Here is a 16286-nt window from a genome sequence, read left to right as displayed (position 1 = left end):
ATAGGCATGCCGGGCAGCGCGCCCCCCGTTCCCCCGCGCCGCATCTCGCGGCCGCTCTGGCTGAGCCAGCCGGGGCGGTTGTCGGGCATGACGCCATCGGTCGCGATCGGGATGCTGGCGCTGCTGCTGGTGCTGATCGCGGGGCTGCTCTGGACCGGCGGCGATGCCGATCCGGTGGCCGACCGCCTGACACCGGTGTCGGCGGCGATCCTCGACCATGTGCGGCATGGCCAGGACTTCTACTCGGCCGCGATCGACGCCCTGCGCGAGAATGGGCGACCGTTGCGCCCCGTGCTGCTGGCGGTGCCGCTGCCCGCGCTACCCGTGACGCTGGCGCTGATGCCGCCGCTGGTCGGTCAGTTGCTGCTCGTCCTGCTGGGCCTGGCGGTCGTCGCGGGCTGGGCGCGGCGCTGCTGGCCGCTGATCGAGGGGCGCGGCCCCCGCGCATTGGCGATCATCCTGCTCGTCGCCGGACTCTATCCGGCACTCGAACGGACGATGGTGTCGGTGCCCGAGGTCTGGGCCGCGCTGCTCATCGCGCTGTCGCTGGTGCAGCGGCGGCCCGACGCCATGCCCACCGCCGTCGCGCTGGGGCTGGCCGCGATGATCCTCAGCCCCGTGGCGCTTCTCCATGCGCTGCTGATGGGGTTTCTCGCCTGGCGCGCGGGGGCGGAGCGCGAGGCGACGGGGTGGATCGGGGCGACCGCCGTCGCGATGATCCTCTACGCTGCTCATGCCCATAGGCTGAATGCGATGGTCGGCCCGATCGACCCCGCCATCGCCTCGCCCATCGCGTTCCAGTCGCCGGGTGCGTGGCTGGCGGCGATCGCCTCGGCGAGCGGAGTCGGGGTGCTGCCCATGGCGATCGCGCTGCCGCTGACGGTACTGGCCGCGCTGGGCTGGGCGCATTGGCGGCAGCCGGTGGCCCGGCGGGCGGGGATCACGCTTGCCGCCTATGTCCTGCTCGGTCTCCTGACCGGCGCGCCGAGCTTTGCGCTGGCGGTCGCGCCGCTTATCTTCCTCGGCGTCGTCTTCGCCCCCGATGCGGTCCGCGAACTGGTCGCCGCCGCGCGCGACCGGCGACGCATTACCGTGACGCGAGTCGTGCGATGAGCCATATCCTGTTGATCGTCGGGGGCGGGATCGCCGCCTATAAAAGTTGCGAGCTGATCCGCCTGATGCGCAAGGCCGGGCACAGCGTGCGCTGCGTCCTGACCGAGGGGGGCAGCCATTTCGTCACGCCGATGACTCTGGCCGCGCTGTCGGAGAACCAGGTCTTCACCACGCTTTGGGACCTGAAGGACGAAGCGGAGATGGGCCATATCCAGCTCAGCCGCGAGGCCGATCTGGTCGTCGTCGCACCGGGCACCGCCGACCTGATGGCGCGCATGGCGAACGGCCATGCCGATGATCTGGCGACGACTCTGTTGCTCGCCACCGATACGCCGGTGCTGGTCGCACCCGCCATGAATGTCCGCATGTGGCTGCACCCCGCGACCCAGCGCAACGTGGCGCAGTTGCGTGCCGATGGGGTCGAGGTAATGGTACCCGATGAAGGCGCGATGGCGTGCGGCGAGTTCGGCCCCGGCCGCCTGCCCGAGCCGCCCGCGATCCTCGCCGCGATTGAGGCGAAGCTGACGCCCGCCCATCGCCCGCTGGCGGGGCGGCATGTGCTGGTGACGGCGGGTCCGACTCACGAACCGATCGATCCGGTCCGCTACATCGCCAATCGCTCCTCCGGGCGGCAGGGTTTTGCGGTGGCGGGTGCGCTGGCGGCCTTGGGCGCGCGGGTGACGCTGGTCGCCGGGCCGGTGACGTTGCCTACCCCGCCGGGCGTCGACCGGGTCAATGTCGAAACCGCGCGCGACATGGCGCAGGCCGTCGCCCGGGCACTCCCCGCCGATGCCGCCGTCATGGTCGCCGCCGTCGCCGACTGGCGGGTCGAGGCGGCCGGGCAGAAGATGAAGAAGGACGGCGGCGGCGCCCCTGCGCTGACGCTGGTCGAGAATCCGGATATCCTCGCCACCGTCGCCGCCGCGCCCGACCGCCCCGCGCTGGTCGTCGGCTTCGCGGCCGAGACCGAGCATGTCATCGACCATGCCGTCGCCAAGCGCCTGCGCAAGCGCGCCGACTGGATCGTCGCCAACGACGTATCGGGCGACGTGTTCGGCGGCGATGCGAACCGCGTCCACCTCGTCACCGCCGATGGCGTCGAGAGCTGGGAACGGATGGGCAAGGATACGGTGGCCAGGGGGCTCGCGCAACGTATCGCGGATGCGCTACAAGCACGGTCATGACGACCGCACCAATCTCCATTGCCATCAAATATTTGCCCCATGGCGAGGGTCTTTCCCTGCCCGTCTATGCCACCCCCGGCGCGGCGGGCATGGACGTGGTCGCCGCCGAGACGCTGACGCTGGAGCCCGGCAAACGCGCCGCTATCGCCACCGGCTTCGCTATCGCGATCCCGCCGGGCTACGAGGTGCAAGTGCGCCCGCGTTCCGGTCTGGCGCTGAAACACGGCATCACCTGCCTCAACACGCCCGGCACGATCGACGAGGATTATCGCGGCGAGGTGAAGGTGATCCTCGCCAATCTGGGCGACCAGCCGTTCGAGGTGGTGCGCGGCGAGCGCATCGCCCAGCTCGTCCCCGCCCCCGTCCAGCGCGCGACCCTGGCCTTGGTCGACGAACTCGACTCGACCGAGCGGGGTGATGGCGGCTTCGGATCGACCGGGCGGTGATCGCGGCGCTGCTCCTCGCCGCCGCTGCGACTCAGGCGATCGCGCCGGCATCGCCCGTGGCGCCGGTGCCCCCGCTGACCGCCCCCGGCCCGGCCGAGCCGCCGCATGACTGGTCGACGCTGGGCGTGCTCACCCTGCCGCCTGCCGGACCGGATATGGTCCGTTTCGTTCGTGACGAAGTGGCGGCGGGGCGTTGCACCCGCGCCCGGCAGGACGACGCGCAGATGGTGCTGGTCGTGCCCCTCGCCATCCGGATCAGCGCCGACGGCAACGCCGACAGCGTGGTGCCGCTCGCTATCGGCTGCCCCACGGTCGAACAGTTCAGCGCAGGCGCGGCACAGCGCATGGTGCGCCACCTGGCGCACCGGACCATGATCCCGGGCGATCGCTGGTATCGGACGGTCATCACCTATACTTGGCCGGGTACGGGGCCGGGATGATCCTGAGCGACGACGAACTCGCCCGTTATGCCCGCCACATAGTCCTCCGCGAGTTCGGCGGCGGCGGGCAGCTGAAACTGAAACAGGCCAAGGTCGCGGTGATCGGCGCGGGCGGCATCGGCTCCCCCGCTATTCAGTATCTGGCCGCCGCGGGCATCGGATCGCTGGTGCTGATCGACGACGATGTGGTCGAGCCGTCCAACCTGCAACGCCAGACCATCTTCACCACACAGGATCGCGGCACGCCCAAGGTCGAGGCCGCCGCCGCCCATGTCGCGCGGTTGAACCCGCATGTCGCCGTGGCCGTGCACCGCACGCGGGTGACGCCGGACAATGCCGCCGCCCTGATCGAGGGGGCCGACGTCGTCCTGGACGGCTGCGACAATTTCGCGACCCGCCTGGCGGTGGCCGATGCCGCGCTGGCCCTGCGCATCCCGCTCGTCTCGGCGGCGGTCGGGCAGTTCGAAGGGCAGCTGGCGGTCTATCGCGGCTGGGAAGCGGACAAACCCTGTTATCGCTGCTTCGTCGGCGAGGCGGCCGACCAGGCCGGGCTGACCTGCGCCGATGACGGCGTGCTGGGGCCGGTGACGGGGGTGATGGGCAGCCTGGCCGCGCTGGAGGCTCTACGCGCCGCCGCACCGTTCGGGCGCGACAGTGCGGGAAGCATCCTGATCGCCGACATGCTGACCATGCGTTTCCGTACGCTTGCCTTGCCCAAGGACCCCGGCTGTCGTTGCGCTCACATGGTCGCGGTGGCGGCATGAGCGCGCGGCCGACGCCGCCGTCGGGCTGGCTCGACTGGACGGGAGACAAGGGCTGGATCGGGCAGGTCACCGGCCTGCCCGACAGTACGCTCCACGCCTATGCAGGGATGGCGATCCTGACCCTTTCGGCGCTGGTCATGCGGCGCAAGCCCTGGGACTGGCGCTGCTGGCTGACCGTGCTGGTGATCGAGACGGTCAACGAAGCCTATGACCTGCTTCAGCCCTTCTACGCCACCGATGAAGGCAATCTGCCTGCCAGCTGGTTCGACATCTGGAACACGATGCTATGCCCGACGGTGATCCAGCTGACCTTCGGCTGGTTGGCGCGGCGGGCGGACCGGCGGGAGCGTTAATGCTCATTCCTCCCCTTGCAGGGGAGGTGGCAGGCCGAAGGCCTGACGGAGGGGTGTCGCGCTCGGCGAGAGCGGGTCTCACTCGCAACCGGCTACACCCCTCCACCAGCTTCACTGGTTCCCCTCCCCTTGCAGGGGAGGAATGAAAAAGGGGCGGTGGCCTTTCGGCCCCGCCCCCTTCGTCAACTCGGAAAACTGAAATCAGCCGAGCAGCTTCGTCGCGAACTCGCGCACCGCCGGACCGATGTCCTCACGCGCCAGACCCAGCGCCAGGTTCGCCGTCAGCCAGCCCGCCTTGTCGCCGCAGTCGTAACGCTGCCCATCGAAGGTGAAGCCATGGAAGGGCTGGTTGCCGATCAGCTTGGCCATCGCGTCGGTCAGCTGGATTTCGCCGCCCGCGCCCGGCTCCTGCGCGTCGAGGATCTGCATGACCTCGGGCTGCAGGATGTAGCGGCCGGGGATCATCAGGTTCGACGGCGCCTTGCCCTTGGGCTTTTCGACCAGCGCGGTCACTTCGGTCAGGCGACCGTCCTGCTTGCCGGGCGAGATGATGCCGTATTTGTCGGTCTCGCTGTCGGGCACTTCCAGTGCGCCGATGACGTTGCCGTCGACCTGGTCATAGGCCTCGACCATCTGCTTCATGAAGCCGCCGACCATCAGTTCGTCGGGCAGCAGCACCGCGAAGGGCTCGTCGCCGACGATCTCACGCGCGCACCACACCGCATGGCCCAGGCCCAGCGGCTCCTGCTGGCGGACATAGACGGGGCTGCCCGGCTTCTGGCGGATGCCCTCGATCACGGCGAGGCTCTTGCCGCGCGCCTTCATCGTGGCTTCGAGTTCGTAGGAGATGTCGAAATGATCCTCCAGCGCGCCCTTGCCGCGACCGGTGACGAAGATGATCTGCTCGATCCCCGCTTCCAGCGCTTCCTCGACGGCATACTGAATCAACGGCTTGTCGACGACGGTCAGCATTTCCTTCGGCATCGACTTGGTCGCGGGCAGAAAGCGCGTCCCCAGACCGGCCACCGGAAAAACAGCCTTGCGAACCTTCTTGATCGTCATGAAACACTCCCTGAATCAATCTGCCTCTAGCCGCATCGTGCAGCGCAACATAGCCTCGCGCCAGCGGGATGCGGTTAGGATGTCCTTAAAAGCGACAGGTTACGAATCGCACGATGACGCGCCCCCCGATCCTCATCATCTTCGGCACAAGGCCGGAAGCGATCAAACTGTTCCCTGTTGTCAGGGCCTTGCGTGATTCGGGAGCGGTGCCGGTCCGGGTCTGCGTTACCGCGCAGCATCGCGGGATGTTGGACCAGGTGCTGGATATCGCCGGGCTCGTCCCCGATCACGATCTGGACCTGATGGAACCGGGCCAATCGCTCGACCGGCTGACCGCGCGGCTGCTGACCGGGCTGGGCGAGGTGATGGATAGCGAGCGTCCCGCCATGGTCGTCGTGCAGGGCGATACCGCGACCGCCATGGCCGGGGCGCTGGCCGCCTATTACCGCAAGATCCCGGTCGCCCATGTCGAGGCGGGGCTGCGCTCAGGCGATATCTATCAGCCCTGGCCCGAAGAGGTGAACCGGCGGATGATCGCGCCGATCGCCGAACTGCACTTCGCGCCGACCGAAACCGCCGCCGCCGCGCTGCGCGCCGAGGGGATCGATCCGGCCCGGGTCCATGTGACCGGCAACAGCGTGATCGATGCCCTCCACTGGACCAGGGCACGGATCGCCGTCGATCCGACGCTGGCGTCGGGCCTCGATCCCGTGCTGGCGCGGCTCGCGGGCAAGCGGGTCCTGCTGGTCACGACCCATCGGCGCGAGAATTTCGGCGACGGCATGGCCGCGATCGCCCGTGCGCTGCGCCGGATCGCCGAGCGGGAGGATGTCGGCATCCTCTTCCCGATGCACCCCAACCCCAATGTCGTGGCGGTGATGGACGAGATATTGGGCGACCATCCCGCCATCGCGCGCATCGCGCCGCTCGACTATCCGCAATTCGTCCGTGCGCTGGACGCCGCGCATATCGTGCTGACCGACTCGGGCGGCGTGCAGGAGGAAGCCCCTGCGCTCGGCAAGCCGGTGCTCGTCATGCGCGAGACGACCGAACGTCCCGAAGGCGTGGCGGCGGGTACGGCCCGGCTGATCGGTACCGACGAGGACCGGATCGCCGCGGAAGTCTTCGCGTTGCTCGACGATACAGACCGTTATGCCGCCATGGCGCGCGCGCACAACCCGTTCGGCGCAGGGAATACCGCCGAGCAGATCAACAGGATCATGACCCATGCCCTTGGACTCTGAACTCTCGGTCACGGTGATGGGGCTGGGCTATATCGGCCTGCCCACCGCCGCGATCATCGCGCGGACCGGCGCGATGGTGACCGGCGTCGACGTCACCCCCTCGGTCGTCGAGACGATCAATTCGGGCCGCGTCCATATCGAGGAGGTCGATCTGGACGGCCTGGTATCGGGCGTGGTCGCGCGCGGCAGCCTGAAGGCCTCGTTGACCGTCGCTCCGGCCGATGTCTTCGTCATCGCGGTGCCGACTCCCTTCACCGAGGATCGCCAGCCCGACATCACCTTCGTCCTGGATGCCGCACGGGCGATCGCGCCGGTGCTGAAGACCGGCGACACGGTGATCCTGGAGTCGACGTCGCCCGTCGGCACGACCGAACAGGTCCGCGACCTGATCGCGCGCGAACGCCCGGACCTGAAGCTGCCGGGCGCCACCCGGCCGGGCGAGCAGGCCGATCTCGCCATCGCCTATTGCCCGGAACGCGTTTTGCCGGGGCGTATCCTGGTCGAGCTGATCGACAATGACCGCGTCATCGGCGGCATCACGCCGCGCTGCGCGCGCAAGGCTCTGGCCTTTTACCGGCGCTTCGTGCGCGGCGCGTGCGTCACCACGACCGCGCGCGCGGCCGAAATGACCAAGCTGACCGAGAACGCCTTTCGCGACGTCAACATCGCCTTCGCCAACGAACTCAGCCTGGTGGCAGACACGTTGGGGGTCGATGTATGGGAAGTGATCCGGCTGGCCAATCGCCATCCGCGCGTCAACATCCTGTCGCCCGGCCCCGGCGTCGGCGGACATTGTATCGCGGTCGACCCCTGGTTCCTGGTCGCCGCCGACCCGGCCAACACGCCGCTGATCCGCACCGCGCGTGAAGTGAACGACGGCAAGACCGATCATATCATCGCCCGCGCCGCCGCGATGATCGAGGCGCAGGACGGGCCGGTCGCCTGTCTGGGCCTCGCCTTCAAGGCCAATATCGACGACTTCCGCGAAAGCCCCGCGCTGAAGGTCGCGGCCGCCCTTGCCGCCCGGTTCGGCGAGCGCGTCCATATCGTCGAGCCCTATGCCACGACCCTGCCCCGTGCCTTTGACGGGACGGGCGCACAGCTGATCGATATCGACACCGCGCTGGAAACTTGCGAAGCGATGATCGTTCTGGTCGACCACGACATTTTCCGATCCGTTCCGCTCGACGAGCGGCGGGGCAAGACCGTTCTGGACACGCGCGGGCTCTGGCCCGACCAGAGCTGAGGCCCACGTCGCATTGCGCGAGCACATGGTCGGGACTAAGCACAACCGCCTATAGCGGATATCAAACCATCCATGCTTGCCAAGCTGTTGAACCTACGAAAGCGCGTTCCTGATTTCGTACCCGCCATGGTGCCCGGTCTTCGGGTCTATGCCGTCGGCGATATCCATGGTCGGCTGGACCTGCTCGACGCCATCCTGACCCGGATCGAGGCAGATCACGCCGCGCGCCCGCCCGCCGAACGCCACATCATCTTCCTGGGCGATCTGGTCGATCGCGGCCCCGATTCGGCCGGAGTCGTGGAGCGCATCCGCCAACTCAGCGTGGACGATCGCCGCGTCCATTGCCTGATGGGCAATCATGAGGAGATTTTCCTCCGCGCGATCGACGGCGACGACAAGGCGTTGCGTCTCTTCTGCCGAATCGGCGGGCGCGAGACGATGCTCAGCTACGGCGTCTCGAGCGAGGATTATGAACGGCTCGATTACAACGAGGTTGCCGACCGGCTGAAGGCCGTGGTGCCGCACGAGCACCAGGTGTTCCTGTCGAACCTCAAGGAGATCATGGTTCTGGGCGACTATGCCTTTGTCCATGCGGGCATCCGCCCCGGCATCCCGATCGCCGAGCAGAAGCTGGCCGAAACACGTTGGATTCGCGATCCTTTTCTGGATCACCGCGCGCCCCTGGAGAAGATGGTCGTGCATGGCCATACGGTAGCCGAAGAGGCAGAAATCCTGCCGCATCGCATCGGAATCGACACCGGCGCCTATCAGAGCGACCGTCTGACCGCGCTGATGTTGGAAGATCAGGCACGAGAGATTTTTTCCACCTGATGTCTCTTTACTGAGGCGAAACGTTTGCGGGGGCATTCCGTTGAGCGGCAAAGCAACGTATAGCCGCAGGGCGGTAAAGTAATGTTGCATTGCCGCATCAGTGTGGGAGCATATCTGTCCCATACTCGTTAGTAGGGTTGCCTTGGGACGGCTTGCGTGCCATGGCCCTGCTGACATTTTTAAGGGAGTTAGACATGCGTCTTGGGAAGTTTCTCGTCGCCGCTGCCGCCGTTTCGATGACCGTTGCTCCGGCGATGGCTGCGAACCCGGCTGCCAGCCTTTCGGTTTCGAAGTCGGTCCGCGCGTCGGCTCCGGCTGCCAAGAAGAACGGCCTGGCCGGCGGTGGCATCCTCGTCGCCGTTCTGGCGGCTGCTGCCGTCGTCGCCGGCATCGTTGTTGTCGCCGACTCGGACGATTCGGCCGACAGCAACTAAGTTGCTTCAGCCTCACGGCTGAAAGGAATAGCGGCCTTCGGGCCGCTATTTTTTTGTCTGGTGAAGATGGGATTGGTTTGCCCCATCGGGAAAATACGGCCCGATATGCAAGACCGACATATCGGGACCGCCGACGCTCTCACCGACGCGCGGTCGGCCCTGACCCTACGCATTCGACGCCGAACGGATATGATGATCCGCTAATCAAGCGCGTTGGGTATCAGCGCATAGCGGGGTGCAGGAGGTGTCTGGGGCGGACGAAGCATCAGGGTTATCGTCAAGCATGCTCCCTCACGAGCGGCCTCTACAAGATCCGGGTCATCGGCCACTTCTCAAAGGGCGCGGACCTGGCCTTGATGGGAGTAAGCCTCTCCCTTTCAGGAATAGGTCGGGGTGGAGCTTCCCCATGAGCGCTGGTCATATGGCTCCCTGCCTGCGCGACGCAGATGATCGAGCCCGATTACGGCCATCTCCCTCACACAATAAGCAGGATCGGCGGTAACAACCCCGGTAGGAACCGACCACAACCTTCGCCGAATCGAGTGTACGGGGCGAATATCCGGCTATTACAGCAAGCCCTCTGAGGCCAAACCCCTGAGATGCACGCCGGGTGTGGGCGACATCGTCGCTCGCCCGGCATGCCGTGGCCCCAAGCCAAGCCTAAAACGCAAAATCGCCGGAACCCTGTGGGGCTCCGGCGATCTCGATCCGATGGGAAACGCTTGGGGTTCAGTATCGCCCTTAGCGGGGCGACGGTGCGCCGGGAGCACCGCCGGGCATCCCGCCAGGACCACCCGCGCCGCCCATCATCGACTGCTGCGCCTGCATCTGGCGCAGGACCGATTCGGGGATGAAGTCGATCATCTCGACGTCGAACACCAGTTCCGAATTGGCCGGGATCGGGCCATTCGCATGGTCGCCATAGCCGAGCTTGGCAGGCAGCCAGAAACGATACTTCGAACCCTTGGGCATCAGCTTCAGCGCTTCGGCAAAGCCGGGCAGCACGCTCGACAGCGGCATCGGGGTCGGCTGCTTCGAGGCGTCGAAGACGGTGCCGTCGATCAGGCGGCCGGTATAGTTAACCAGCGCCACGTCGGTCGCCGTCGGGTGCGCACCGCCCTGACCAGGCTCGATCACCTTGTACTGAAGACCAGACGCAGTCGTCATGACGCCAGCGCCGCGCGCCTCACGCACTAGGGCGGCATCGCCCTGCCGCGCCAGCAAGGCAGCGGCGATCACGGCCGCCACCACCGCAACCCATATCCAGACCAGATAGGAACGCCGGACGGGACGAAGGGGAACAGCGGTTACGGACATGCCTGTTTCTCGCTCTGTGCGTGGGCGTTCAGGGAATGCGGCGCTCGAAGCGCGGGCCGATTCGCCTCATGCGATTCGGCCGGTGCCGGGCCGCGCTGCGCCCTCCGCCAGATGCGAGAGGGTCACGGTGCCGCCCGGCGAGACGCTTACCGTGCGCCGTCGCGCTCGGCGCGCTTGCGCTCCAGCTTGCGGGCACGACGCACCGCCGCAGCACGCTCACGAGCGCGCTTTTCCGAGGGCTTCTCGTAATGGCGACGGAGCTTCATTTCGCGATACACGCCTTCCCGCTGCAGCTTCTTCTTGAGCGCGCGAAGGGCCTGATCCACATTGTTGTCGCGAACGATGATCTGCATAAAAACGAATTGCTCCGGCAAAACAGGATAAAGCGGCCGCAGAACAACTGTGGCCGCATCGTCGGGCGCTCCTAGCAGCGCGGTCGTCCGATTACAACCCGTCGGATCGCAAATCGCTCTGCCGCACGGCATCCTCCGCTCGGCGCCGAAGTGCCGGATATGAACGCGCTTGTCATGTGGCGGCCATGCTGCGGTGATCCCCCGCCCCCTAGAAGCCTCGCTGTCCGGCTAACTCCCGTATGCCGGGCACCCTGACATGTTCACGGGCCTTTGAGGCTCAGGAACGAAACGGCACGGTGCCTCCCCTGTCACCGCGCCAGCCCCGGTCCGGTACCCGCCGGACCGGGGCCTCTTTCGGGCCGGAGCCGAGATGGCTAAGGCAAGCGCCATGACCGTCCCCGCTTCCCCCGCCACGCCTCTGACCCTGTACAACAGCCTGACCCGCATGGCCGAGACGTTCCGGCCGATCGATCCGGCCAACGTGCGCGTCTATTCCTGCGGGCCGACGGTCTACAATTATGCGCATATCGGCAATCTGCGCGCCTATGTCTTCACCGACACGCTGTCGCGCGTGCTGCGGTGGAAGGGCTGGCCGCTCACCCACATCATCAACATCACCGATGTCGGCCATCTGACCTCCGACGCCGATGCGGGCGACGACAAGATGGAGGCGGCCGCCAGGAAGAGCGGCCAGGATATCTGGGCGATCGCCGCGCATTACACCGACGCCTTCAAGCGCAACCTGAAGGATCTGGGCATTGCCGAGCCCACCCGCTTCCCGCTGGCGACCGAGCATGTCCCGCAGATGATCGACTTCGCCAAGGCGATCGAGGCGAAGCATTGCTACCGCCTGCCCGACGGCCTGTATTTCGACGTCACGACCGTGCCCGATTATGGCCGTCTCGCCCGGCATCAGGACGACGAGGGCGAAAGCCGCATCGATCCGGTCGCGGGCAAGCGCCACCCGGCTGACTTCGCCATCTGGCGCGCCTCCGCGCCGGGCGAAAATCGCCAGATGGAATGGGACAGCCCCTGGGGTCCGGGCGCGCCGGGCTGGCATCTGGAATGCTCGGTGATGAGCAAACAGTATCTGGGTGCGCAGTTCGACATCCATACCGGCGGCATCGACCACCGCGAGATTCACCACCCCAACGAAATCGCCCAGAACCAGGCGCACAGCTGCACCCCCGACAGCGGCGCCAATATCTGGATGCACAACAATTTCCTGGTCGACCGCACCGGCAAGATGTCCAAGTCGTCGGGCGAGTTCCTGACGCTCCAGGCGCTGATGGATCGTGGCTTCCACCCGCTCGCCTATCGCCTGATGTGCCTGCAGGCACATTACCGCTCGGAGATGGAGTTCGGCTGGGATGGCCTGGCGGCCGCGCAGGTGCGGCTCAAGCGCCTCGTCCAGACGGTCGAGGGGCTTCGCGCCCGCGCCGATGCGCCCGGGAAGGGCGATGCCGCCCCCTATCGCGAGCGGCTGGACGCCGCGCTGTCCGACGATCTGGCGACGCCCCGCGCGCTGCCCGTGCTGGACGAGATGCTGGGCGACAAGAAGCTGTCGCCCGGCGTGCGACTCGCCGCGCTGACCGATTTCGATGCGACATTGGGGCTGCAACTGACGACGCTGACCCGCGCCGACCTGCGCACCCGGCCCCGGACCGCCACGCTGGACGAGTCGGAGATCGAGGCGCAACTGGTCGAGCGTCGCGCGGCGCGGGCGGACAAGGATTTCGCCAAGAGCGACGCGATTCGCGACACGCTGCTCGCCGCCGGGGTCGAGGTGATGGACGGCGACCCGCTGGGCTGGGACTGGAAGCCGGTGCTGCCGGAAGGTTGATAAGACCTATTCCTCCCCTTTCAGGGGAGGAATTGTAGAAATACCGCTCAGCGCCGTCCGCGCGGGGATCGCATCCTCAGGCCGATGAACAGCACGGTCGGCCAGAACATCGTGTTGGCGATGTCGCCCAGCGTGTCGGTCCAGCGCCACGACCCGTAATGCAGCCGGTCGAGGATCTCGTTCGCCGCCTCGGCCAGCGCGACGCAGGCGAGCGGGATCGGCGTGGCCAGCGATTTGCGGGTCAGGATGCGCGCCAGGAACAGCACCGCCATGCCTGCATGAACGTGCAACAGGCTGTCGGCCATGCCGGTGCCGTCACCGATCCACTGGATGAAATCGGCATAGCGTTGGGGAATATCCATGGCCGCCGCTTGCCCCGGCAGGACCCGACTTACAATCCCCGCGCCGCATGGGGCCCCGGCCCCGCGTTGAAATGTAAGAAGGCCCGCGACCTGTCGGGTGGGATCGTGGACCTATCAGGCCGCCCTGCTTTCTGCCCTCTCCCCCCTATGAGGGGCGAGGGAAGAAGGGCACGGTCCAATGCCAATCGGCTCCCTGGCCATGCAGCGATGTCGGTGGGCGATCAGAAGCTGCTCCAGTCGTCGTCATCGTGCTTCACGGCAAGATTGCCCTGAACCGGGCTCGGCGCACGCCGCACCGGTGCGGGCGCCGGGGCGGGCGGGCGGCGCATGGGAGCGACCGACACGACCGGTGCCATCACCATCTCGTCGACGCGGAAGCGGTTGACCTGCTCCTCCAGCGCACGGGCTTCGGCGGACAGCGCGCGGACGGCGGCGGTCACTTCCTCGACCATCGCGGCATTGGCCTGGGTCACGCCGTCCATGTCGTTGATCGCCAGATTGACCTGCTGGATGCTCGTCGCCTGTTCCGACGCCCCGCCCGCGATCGATTCGACCAGGCCGCTGATGTCGTGCATGCCCGTAGCGATCAGGCGCAGCGACTCGTCGGTCTTGTTGGCCAGTTCCACGCCGCTGCGCACCCGCTCGACCGTGGTCGTGATGCGGGCGCTGATGTCGCGCGCCGCTTCCGCCGAGCGTTCGGCGAGCGCGCGCACTTCCGAGGCGACGACGGCAAAGCCCTTGCCCGCATCGCCCGCCCGCGCCGCCTCGACGCCCGCATTCAGCGCCAGCAGGTTCGTCTGGAAGGACAGGCCGTCGATCACCGCGATGATCTCGGCAATCTCGTTGGACGAGCGTTCGATGTCGCCGATCGCCGACACGGTGCGCCGGACGATCGCCTCGCTATTGGCGACGTCGCTGCTCGCCTTGCGGACGATGCCCTCGGCCGACTGGGCCTTGGTCGCCGCCGCCGTCACCGACTGGGCGATCTCGTTCATCGCGGCCGAGGTTTCCTCGATGCTCGCCGCCTGCTGCTCGGCACGGCGGGCCAGGTCGTCAGCGGCTTCGTTCATCTCCACCGCGCCGCTGCTGATCCCGGCGGCATTGACCCGTACCGCGCCCAGCGAGCCCGACAGACGCGAGACGGCCGTGTTGAAGTCACGCTCGATCGCCGCATAGGAAGGCGGGAAACCCGAAAGCCGGGCCGTCAGGTCCGAATCGGCCAACTGGCCCAGCGCGCCGCCGATCCGGTCGACCACCTCATTCTGCTCGGCATCCGCCCGCGCCTTGGCGACGGCCGCGTCGCGGAACACGACGACGGCCCGCGACATGCTGCCCAGTTCATCGCCCCGGTCGGCATCGGGGACGGCGATATCGTTACGACCGCGCGACAAGGCTTCCATGATCCCGGTCAGCCGGACGATCGGCCGCCCCAGCGCACGCGACAACAGCATCGCCATCGCCGCCGCGACACCAATCATCACCACCGCCCCGACGGCCAGGCTCCATTTCCCGGTCAGCAGCGCCGTCTTCCGTGCGGCCCGCACGCTCTTCAATTCCGCGACGGTCTGCGCCCGGACATCGCGCAGCGCCTGAAGGACCGAGGTGACCCGAACCCGCTCGCTATTGTCGCGGAGCCATTGCTGCGCGCCTTCACGGTCGGTGCGACTGCGTTCGATCAGCGGATCACCGATCGTGCGGCGCCATTCCTGCATATGCTCGTGCGACCGGGCGACCTCCGCCCGGGCCTTCGGATCATTTTCCAGTAGCGCGTCGAGCTTGGACGCGGACTGTATCTCGGTCGCGCGCGACTCGAAATACTGCTTCAGATAGGCTTCGTCGGAGGTGATCAGGAAGCCGCGCATCTGGCTGTTTTCGCGCTGGACCCCGCCCTCCATCTCCAGCGTGTAGCCATAGATGTCCTGGGCGTGGCTGCTTTCCGTCGTCGTCGCCTGAATGCGGGCGAACGCCCACCACAGCACGCCGATCATGACGAAGACCGTCATGATGACGAGCGCGAAGGACAGGCCGATCTTCTTCGGTATGGGCAAGGATGAAAGCATGACGATTCCCGACACATCGCGGGCTGTCATGTCCGCGATTTTGATCGGGCATAGTCCCCCAACTACAAACGGTTGGTTAAATGCCTACACTTCCATCCTATTGTAATGCCGCCCCTGTTCGGTCGAGCAGCGGCGGGCGATAGGGCGTCGGCGCACCTGCCGGGATGGCCGCGATCTCGGCCGCGACGGCATCGGCCCGCGCCGAGGAGGACGGGTGTGTCCGGCTGCGGAAGATGCCGCCATCGACCTCGCCGCCATGCTCGCGCCAGAAGCGGACCGCATCCTGCGGATCGTAACCCGCGTTGCGCATCAGGTTGACGCCCAGCAGGTCCGCCTCGGTTTCGGTCTGGCGGAACAGCCGCCCGTTGCGCCCGAACTCCGACAGGATGCCGCGCTTCACCCCCGCCGCGTCCAGCCGGTCGCGATGGTGCAGGATGTTGTGCGAGAATTCATGCGCGACGACGACCGCGATCATCCGGTCGTCGAACCGCTCGAAGAAGCGCGAGCCGATCTGGACGATATCGCCGTCCGCCGACGCGGTCAGCCCCGGCCCCATCAGCATCTCGAAACGCGACCGGCAACCGGGCTGGGCCGGCACCGTCACGTCCCGCTTTCGCCCCTGGCGCAGCAGGGTCAGGCGCAACGGCCGGTCGGCGGGCTCTGCGGCGATCTGGCGCTGCGCGGCATCGCGGGTCGCGGTGTTCGCCTGCGACGCGCCTGCCGGGTTGACCGTGAAGGGCTTGCCGTCGACCGCCTCGATCGTGTCGTTCGCCTGCACTCCGGCCTTGGCCGCCGCGCTGCCCGGCACCACCGCCTCGACCGCGACCGGCCCCTCGAAGCCGAAGATCGCGGGCAGGTCCTTGCGTACCCCCGGGTCGTACTGGTCGATCGCGTGGATCACGATGCCGGGGGTCGGCGCCCGGTCGGGACAGATCGCGGCATTGGCCGTCGCCAGCTTCCATGCGATCGCCGCCAACCGCAGATCGGCGTCCCGCATCGCCGCGAACAAGGCGGTGTCGTCGGTCTTCTCGACCGACACCAAGGGGGCCGCGGGCGCCTGGTCCGGCACCGACAGCAGGAAGGCGGACAGGGCGACGACCGCCGACGACAGGATGGAGGCACGCGACATCGCGTCTCCGCTACCGCCTCTGCCGCGAATCCGCAAAGCCGGTTGCCGCAATCGGCCACCGTTCGGCGCAAACTCGTATCAGGCGCAACAAAGCACGCGACTTGG

17 protein-coding genes are annotated in these 16286 nt (G+C 67.2%); 11 read left to right on the top strand and 6 right to left on the bottom strand.

From position 1 onward, the window contains the following. Positions 1-6 precede the first annotated feature (6 nt). The 6 genes from ACQR50_RS04440 to ACQR50_RS04415 are packed head-to-tail and all read left to right on the top strand — an operon-like array spanning position 7 to position 4300. Positions 7-1113 carry a hypothetical protein gene (locus ACQR50_RS04440; RefSeq protein ID WP_428969948.1) on the top strand — a complete coding sequence of 369 codons (1107 nt, stop codon included), beginning with the start codon at positions 7-9 and terminating at the stop codon, positions 1111-1113. Next, positions 1110-2297, top strand: coding sequence for a bifunctional phosphopantothenoylcysteine decarboxylase/phosphopantothenate--cysteine ligase CoaBC (gene coaBC / locus ACQR50_RS04435; protein WP_428969947.1), 1188 nt, complete (start codon positions 1110-1112; stop codon positions 2295-2297). Before ACQR50_RS04440 ends, coaBC begins: the two co-directional genes overlap by 4 nt. After that, positions 2294-2743: a dUTP diphosphatase gene (dut, locus tag ACQR50_RS04430; RefSeq protein WP_428969946.1), complete on the top strand. Its 450-nt coding sequence runs from the start codon at positions 2294-2296 to the stop codon at positions 2741-2743. Before coaBC ends, dut begins: the two co-directional genes overlap by 4 nt. Beyond that, positions 2740-3183 (top strand): hypothetical protein, encoded by a 444-nt coding sequence (locus tag ACQR50_RS04425; protein ID WP_428969945.1) that lies wholly within the window; start codon positions 2740-2742, stop codon positions 3181-3183. Before dut ends, ACQR50_RS04425 begins: the two co-directional genes overlap by 4 nt. Further along, positions 3180-3947: a HesA/MoeB/ThiF family protein gene (locus tag ACQR50_RS04420; protein ID WP_076715247.1), complete on the top strand. Its 768-nt coding sequence runs from the start codon at positions 3180-3182 to the stop codon at positions 3945-3947. Before ACQR50_RS04425 ends, ACQR50_RS04420 begins: the two co-directional genes overlap by 4 nt. After that, positions 3944-4300, top strand: a complete 357-nt coding sequence (locus ACQR50_RS04415) for a hypothetical protein (RefSeq protein ID WP_428969944.1) — start codon at positions 3944-3946, stop codon at positions 4298-4300. Before ACQR50_RS04420 ends, ACQR50_RS04415 begins: the two co-directional genes overlap by 4 nt. Positions 4301-4501: 201 nt before the next feature. Here ACQR50_RS04415 and galU read toward each other — a convergent pair whose 3' ends face one another. Continuing rightward, positions 4502-5362, bottom strand: a complete 861-nt coding sequence (galU, locus tag ACQR50_RS04410; protein ID WP_428969943.1) for a UTP--glucose-1-phosphate uridylyltransferase GalU — start codon at positions 5360-5362, stop codon at positions 4502-4504. A 113-nt stretch (positions 5363-5475) separates the two neighbouring features. Here galU and wecB point away from each other — a divergent pair, with 113 nt between their 5' ends. The 4 genes from wecB (at position 5476) to ACQR50_RS04390 (ending at position 9117) form a co-directional block, all read left to right on the top strand. Beyond that, positions 5476-6606, top strand: a complete 1131-nt coding sequence (wecB, locus tag ACQR50_RS04405; RefSeq protein ID WP_428969942.1) for a non-hydrolyzing UDP-N-acetylglucosamine 2-epimerase — start codon at positions 5476-5478, stop codon at positions 6604-6606. Beyond that, the gene (gene wecC, locus ACQR50_RS04400; RefSeq protein ID WP_428969941.1) at positions 6590-7852 is read left to right on the top strand and encodes a UDP-N-acetyl-D-mannosamine dehydrogenase; all 1263 of its coding nucleotides are present in this window, start codon (positions 6590-6592) and stop codon (positions 7850-7852) included. The genes wecB and wecC overlap by 17 nt, the downstream gene beginning before the upstream one ends. Positions 7853-7978: 126 nt before the next feature. Continuing rightward, positions 7979-8683, top strand: a complete 705-nt coding sequence (locus ACQR50_RS04395) for a metallophosphoesterase family protein (protein WP_428969940.1) — start codon at positions 7979-7981, stop codon at positions 8681-8683. A 161-nt stretch (positions 8684-8844) separates the two neighbouring features. Continuing rightward, on the top strand, positions 8845-9117 hold the full coding sequence (locus ACQR50_RS04390) for a hypothetical protein (RefSeq protein WP_244489584.1): 273 nt from the start codon (positions 8845-8847) through the stop codon (positions 9115-9117). A 741-nt stretch (positions 9118-9858) separates the two neighbouring features. Here ACQR50_RS04390 and ACQR50_RS04385 read toward each other — a convergent pair. Together ACQR50_RS04385 and rpsU are read right to left on the bottom strand one after the other, a co-directional pair. Next, a complete protein-coding gene (locus ACQR50_RS04385) occupies positions 9859-10434 on the bottom strand; it encodes an FKBP-type peptidyl-prolyl cis-trans isomerase (RefSeq protein ID WP_428969939.1) in 576 nt (191 codons plus the stop codon). Positions 10435-10580: 146 nt separating this feature from the next. Next, positions 10581-10787, bottom strand: a complete 207-nt coding sequence (gene rpsU / locus ACQR50_RS04380; protein WP_007404630.1) for a 30S ribosomal protein S21 — start codon at positions 10785-10787, stop codon at positions 10581-10583. A 388-nt stretch (positions 10788-11175) separates the two neighbouring features. Between rpsU and cysS the strand changes: the two genes are divergently transcribed. Further along, positions 11176-12630, top strand: a complete 1455-nt coding sequence (cysS, locus tag ACQR50_RS04375) for a cysteine--tRNA ligase (RefSeq protein ID WP_428969938.1) — start codon at positions 11176-11178, stop codon at positions 12628-12630. A gap of 47 nt (positions 12631-12677) precedes the next feature. Here the strand turns inward: cysS and ACQR50_RS04370 are convergent, their stop codons facing one another. From ACQR50_RS04370 to ACQR50_RS04360, 3 genes are all read right to left on the bottom strand, one after another. Further along, positions 12678-12992, bottom strand: a complete 315-nt coding sequence (locus ACQR50_RS04370) for a hypothetical protein (RefSeq protein ID WP_056429960.1) — start codon at positions 12990-12992, stop codon at positions 12678-12680. Positions 12993-13213: 221 nt separating this feature from the next. After that, positions 13214-15082, bottom strand: coding sequence for a methyl-accepting chemotaxis protein (locus tag ACQR50_RS04365; protein WP_428969937.1), 1869 nt, complete (start codon positions 15080-15082; stop codon positions 13214-13216). 67 nt (positions 15083-15149) lie between these two features. Further along, positions 15150-16181: a M48 family metalloprotease gene (locus ACQR50_RS04360; RefSeq protein WP_428969936.1), complete on the bottom strand. Its 1032-nt coding sequence runs from the start codon at positions 16179-16181 to the stop codon at positions 15150-15152. Between the last annotated feature and the right edge of the window lie 105 nt (positions 16182-16286).

Origin of the sequence: Sphingomonas sp. Xoc002 (assembly GCF_050408055.1) — a bacterium.
Taxonomy (GTDB): domain Bacteria; phylum Pseudomonadota; class Alphaproteobacteria; order Sphingomonadales; family Sphingomonadaceae; genus Sphingomonas; species Sphingomonas yabuuchiae.
Note: the sequence above shows the minus strand (reverse complement) of the source record. Positions and strands in the feature narration are given on the sequence as shown.

Bases quoted from the DNA above. Each gene is read 5' to 3' on its own strand.
- ACQR50_RS04440 (WP_428969948.1), top strand. From the start codon at position 7: ATGCCGGGCAGCGCGCCCCCCGTTCCCCCGCGCCGCATCTCGCGGCCG.
- coaBC (WP_428969947.1), top strand. From the start codon at position 1,110: ATGAGCCATATCCTGTTGATCGTCGGGGGCGGGATCGCCGCCTATAAA.
- dut (WP_428969946.1), top strand. From the start codon at position 2,294: ATGACGACCGCACCAATCTCCATTGCCATCAAATATTTGCCCCATGGC.
- ACQR50_RS04420 (WP_076715247.1), top strand. From the start codon at position 3,180: ATGATCCTGAGCGACGACGAACTCGCCCGTTATGCCCGCCACATAGTC.
- ACQR50_RS04415 (WP_428969944.1), top strand. From the start codon at position 3,944: ATGAGCGCGCGGCCGACGCCGCCGTCGGGCTGGCTCGACTGGACGGGA.
- galU (WP_428969943.1), bottom strand. From the start codon at position 5,362: ATGACGATCAAGAAGGTTCGCAAGGCTGTTTTTCCGGTGGCCGGTCTG.
- wecB (WP_428969942.1), top strand. From the start codon at position 5,476: ATGACGCGCCCCCCGATCCTCATCATCTTCGGCACAAGGCCGGAAGCG.
- wecC (WP_428969941.1), top strand. From the start codon at position 6,590: ATGCCCTTGGACTCTGAACTCTCGGTCACGGTGATGGGGCTGGGCTAT.
- ACQR50_RS04395 (WP_428969940.1), top strand. From the start codon at position 7,979: ATGGTGCCCGGTCTTCGGGTCTATGCCGTCGGCGATATCCATGGTCGG.
- ACQR50_RS04390 (WP_244489584.1), top strand. From the start codon at position 8,845: ATGGCCCTGCTGACATTTTTAAGGGAGTTAGACATGCGTCTTGGGAAG.
- ACQR50_RS04385 (WP_428969939.1), bottom strand. From the start codon at position 10,434: ATGTCCGTAACCGCTGTTCCCCTTCGTCCCGTCCGGCGTTCCTATCTG.
- rpsU (WP_007404630.1), bottom strand. From the start codon at position 10,787: ATGCAGATCATCGTTCGCGACAACAATGTGGATCAGGCCCTTCGCGCG.
- cysS (WP_428969938.1), top strand. From the start codon at position 11,176: ATGACCGTCCCCGCTTCCCCCGCCACGCCTCTGACCCTGTACAACAGC.
- ACQR50_RS04370 (WP_056429960.1), bottom strand. From the start codon at position 12,992: ATGGATATTCCCCAACGCTATGCCGATTTCATCCAGTGGATCGGTGAC.
- ACQR50_RS04365 (WP_428969937.1), bottom strand. From the start codon at position 15,082: ATGACAGCCCGCGATGTGTCGGGAATCGTCATGCTTTCATCCTTGCCC.
- ACQR50_RS04360 (WP_428969936.1), bottom strand. From the start codon at position 16,181: ATGTCGCGTGCCTCCATCCTGTCGTCGGCGGTCGTCGCCCTGTCCGCC.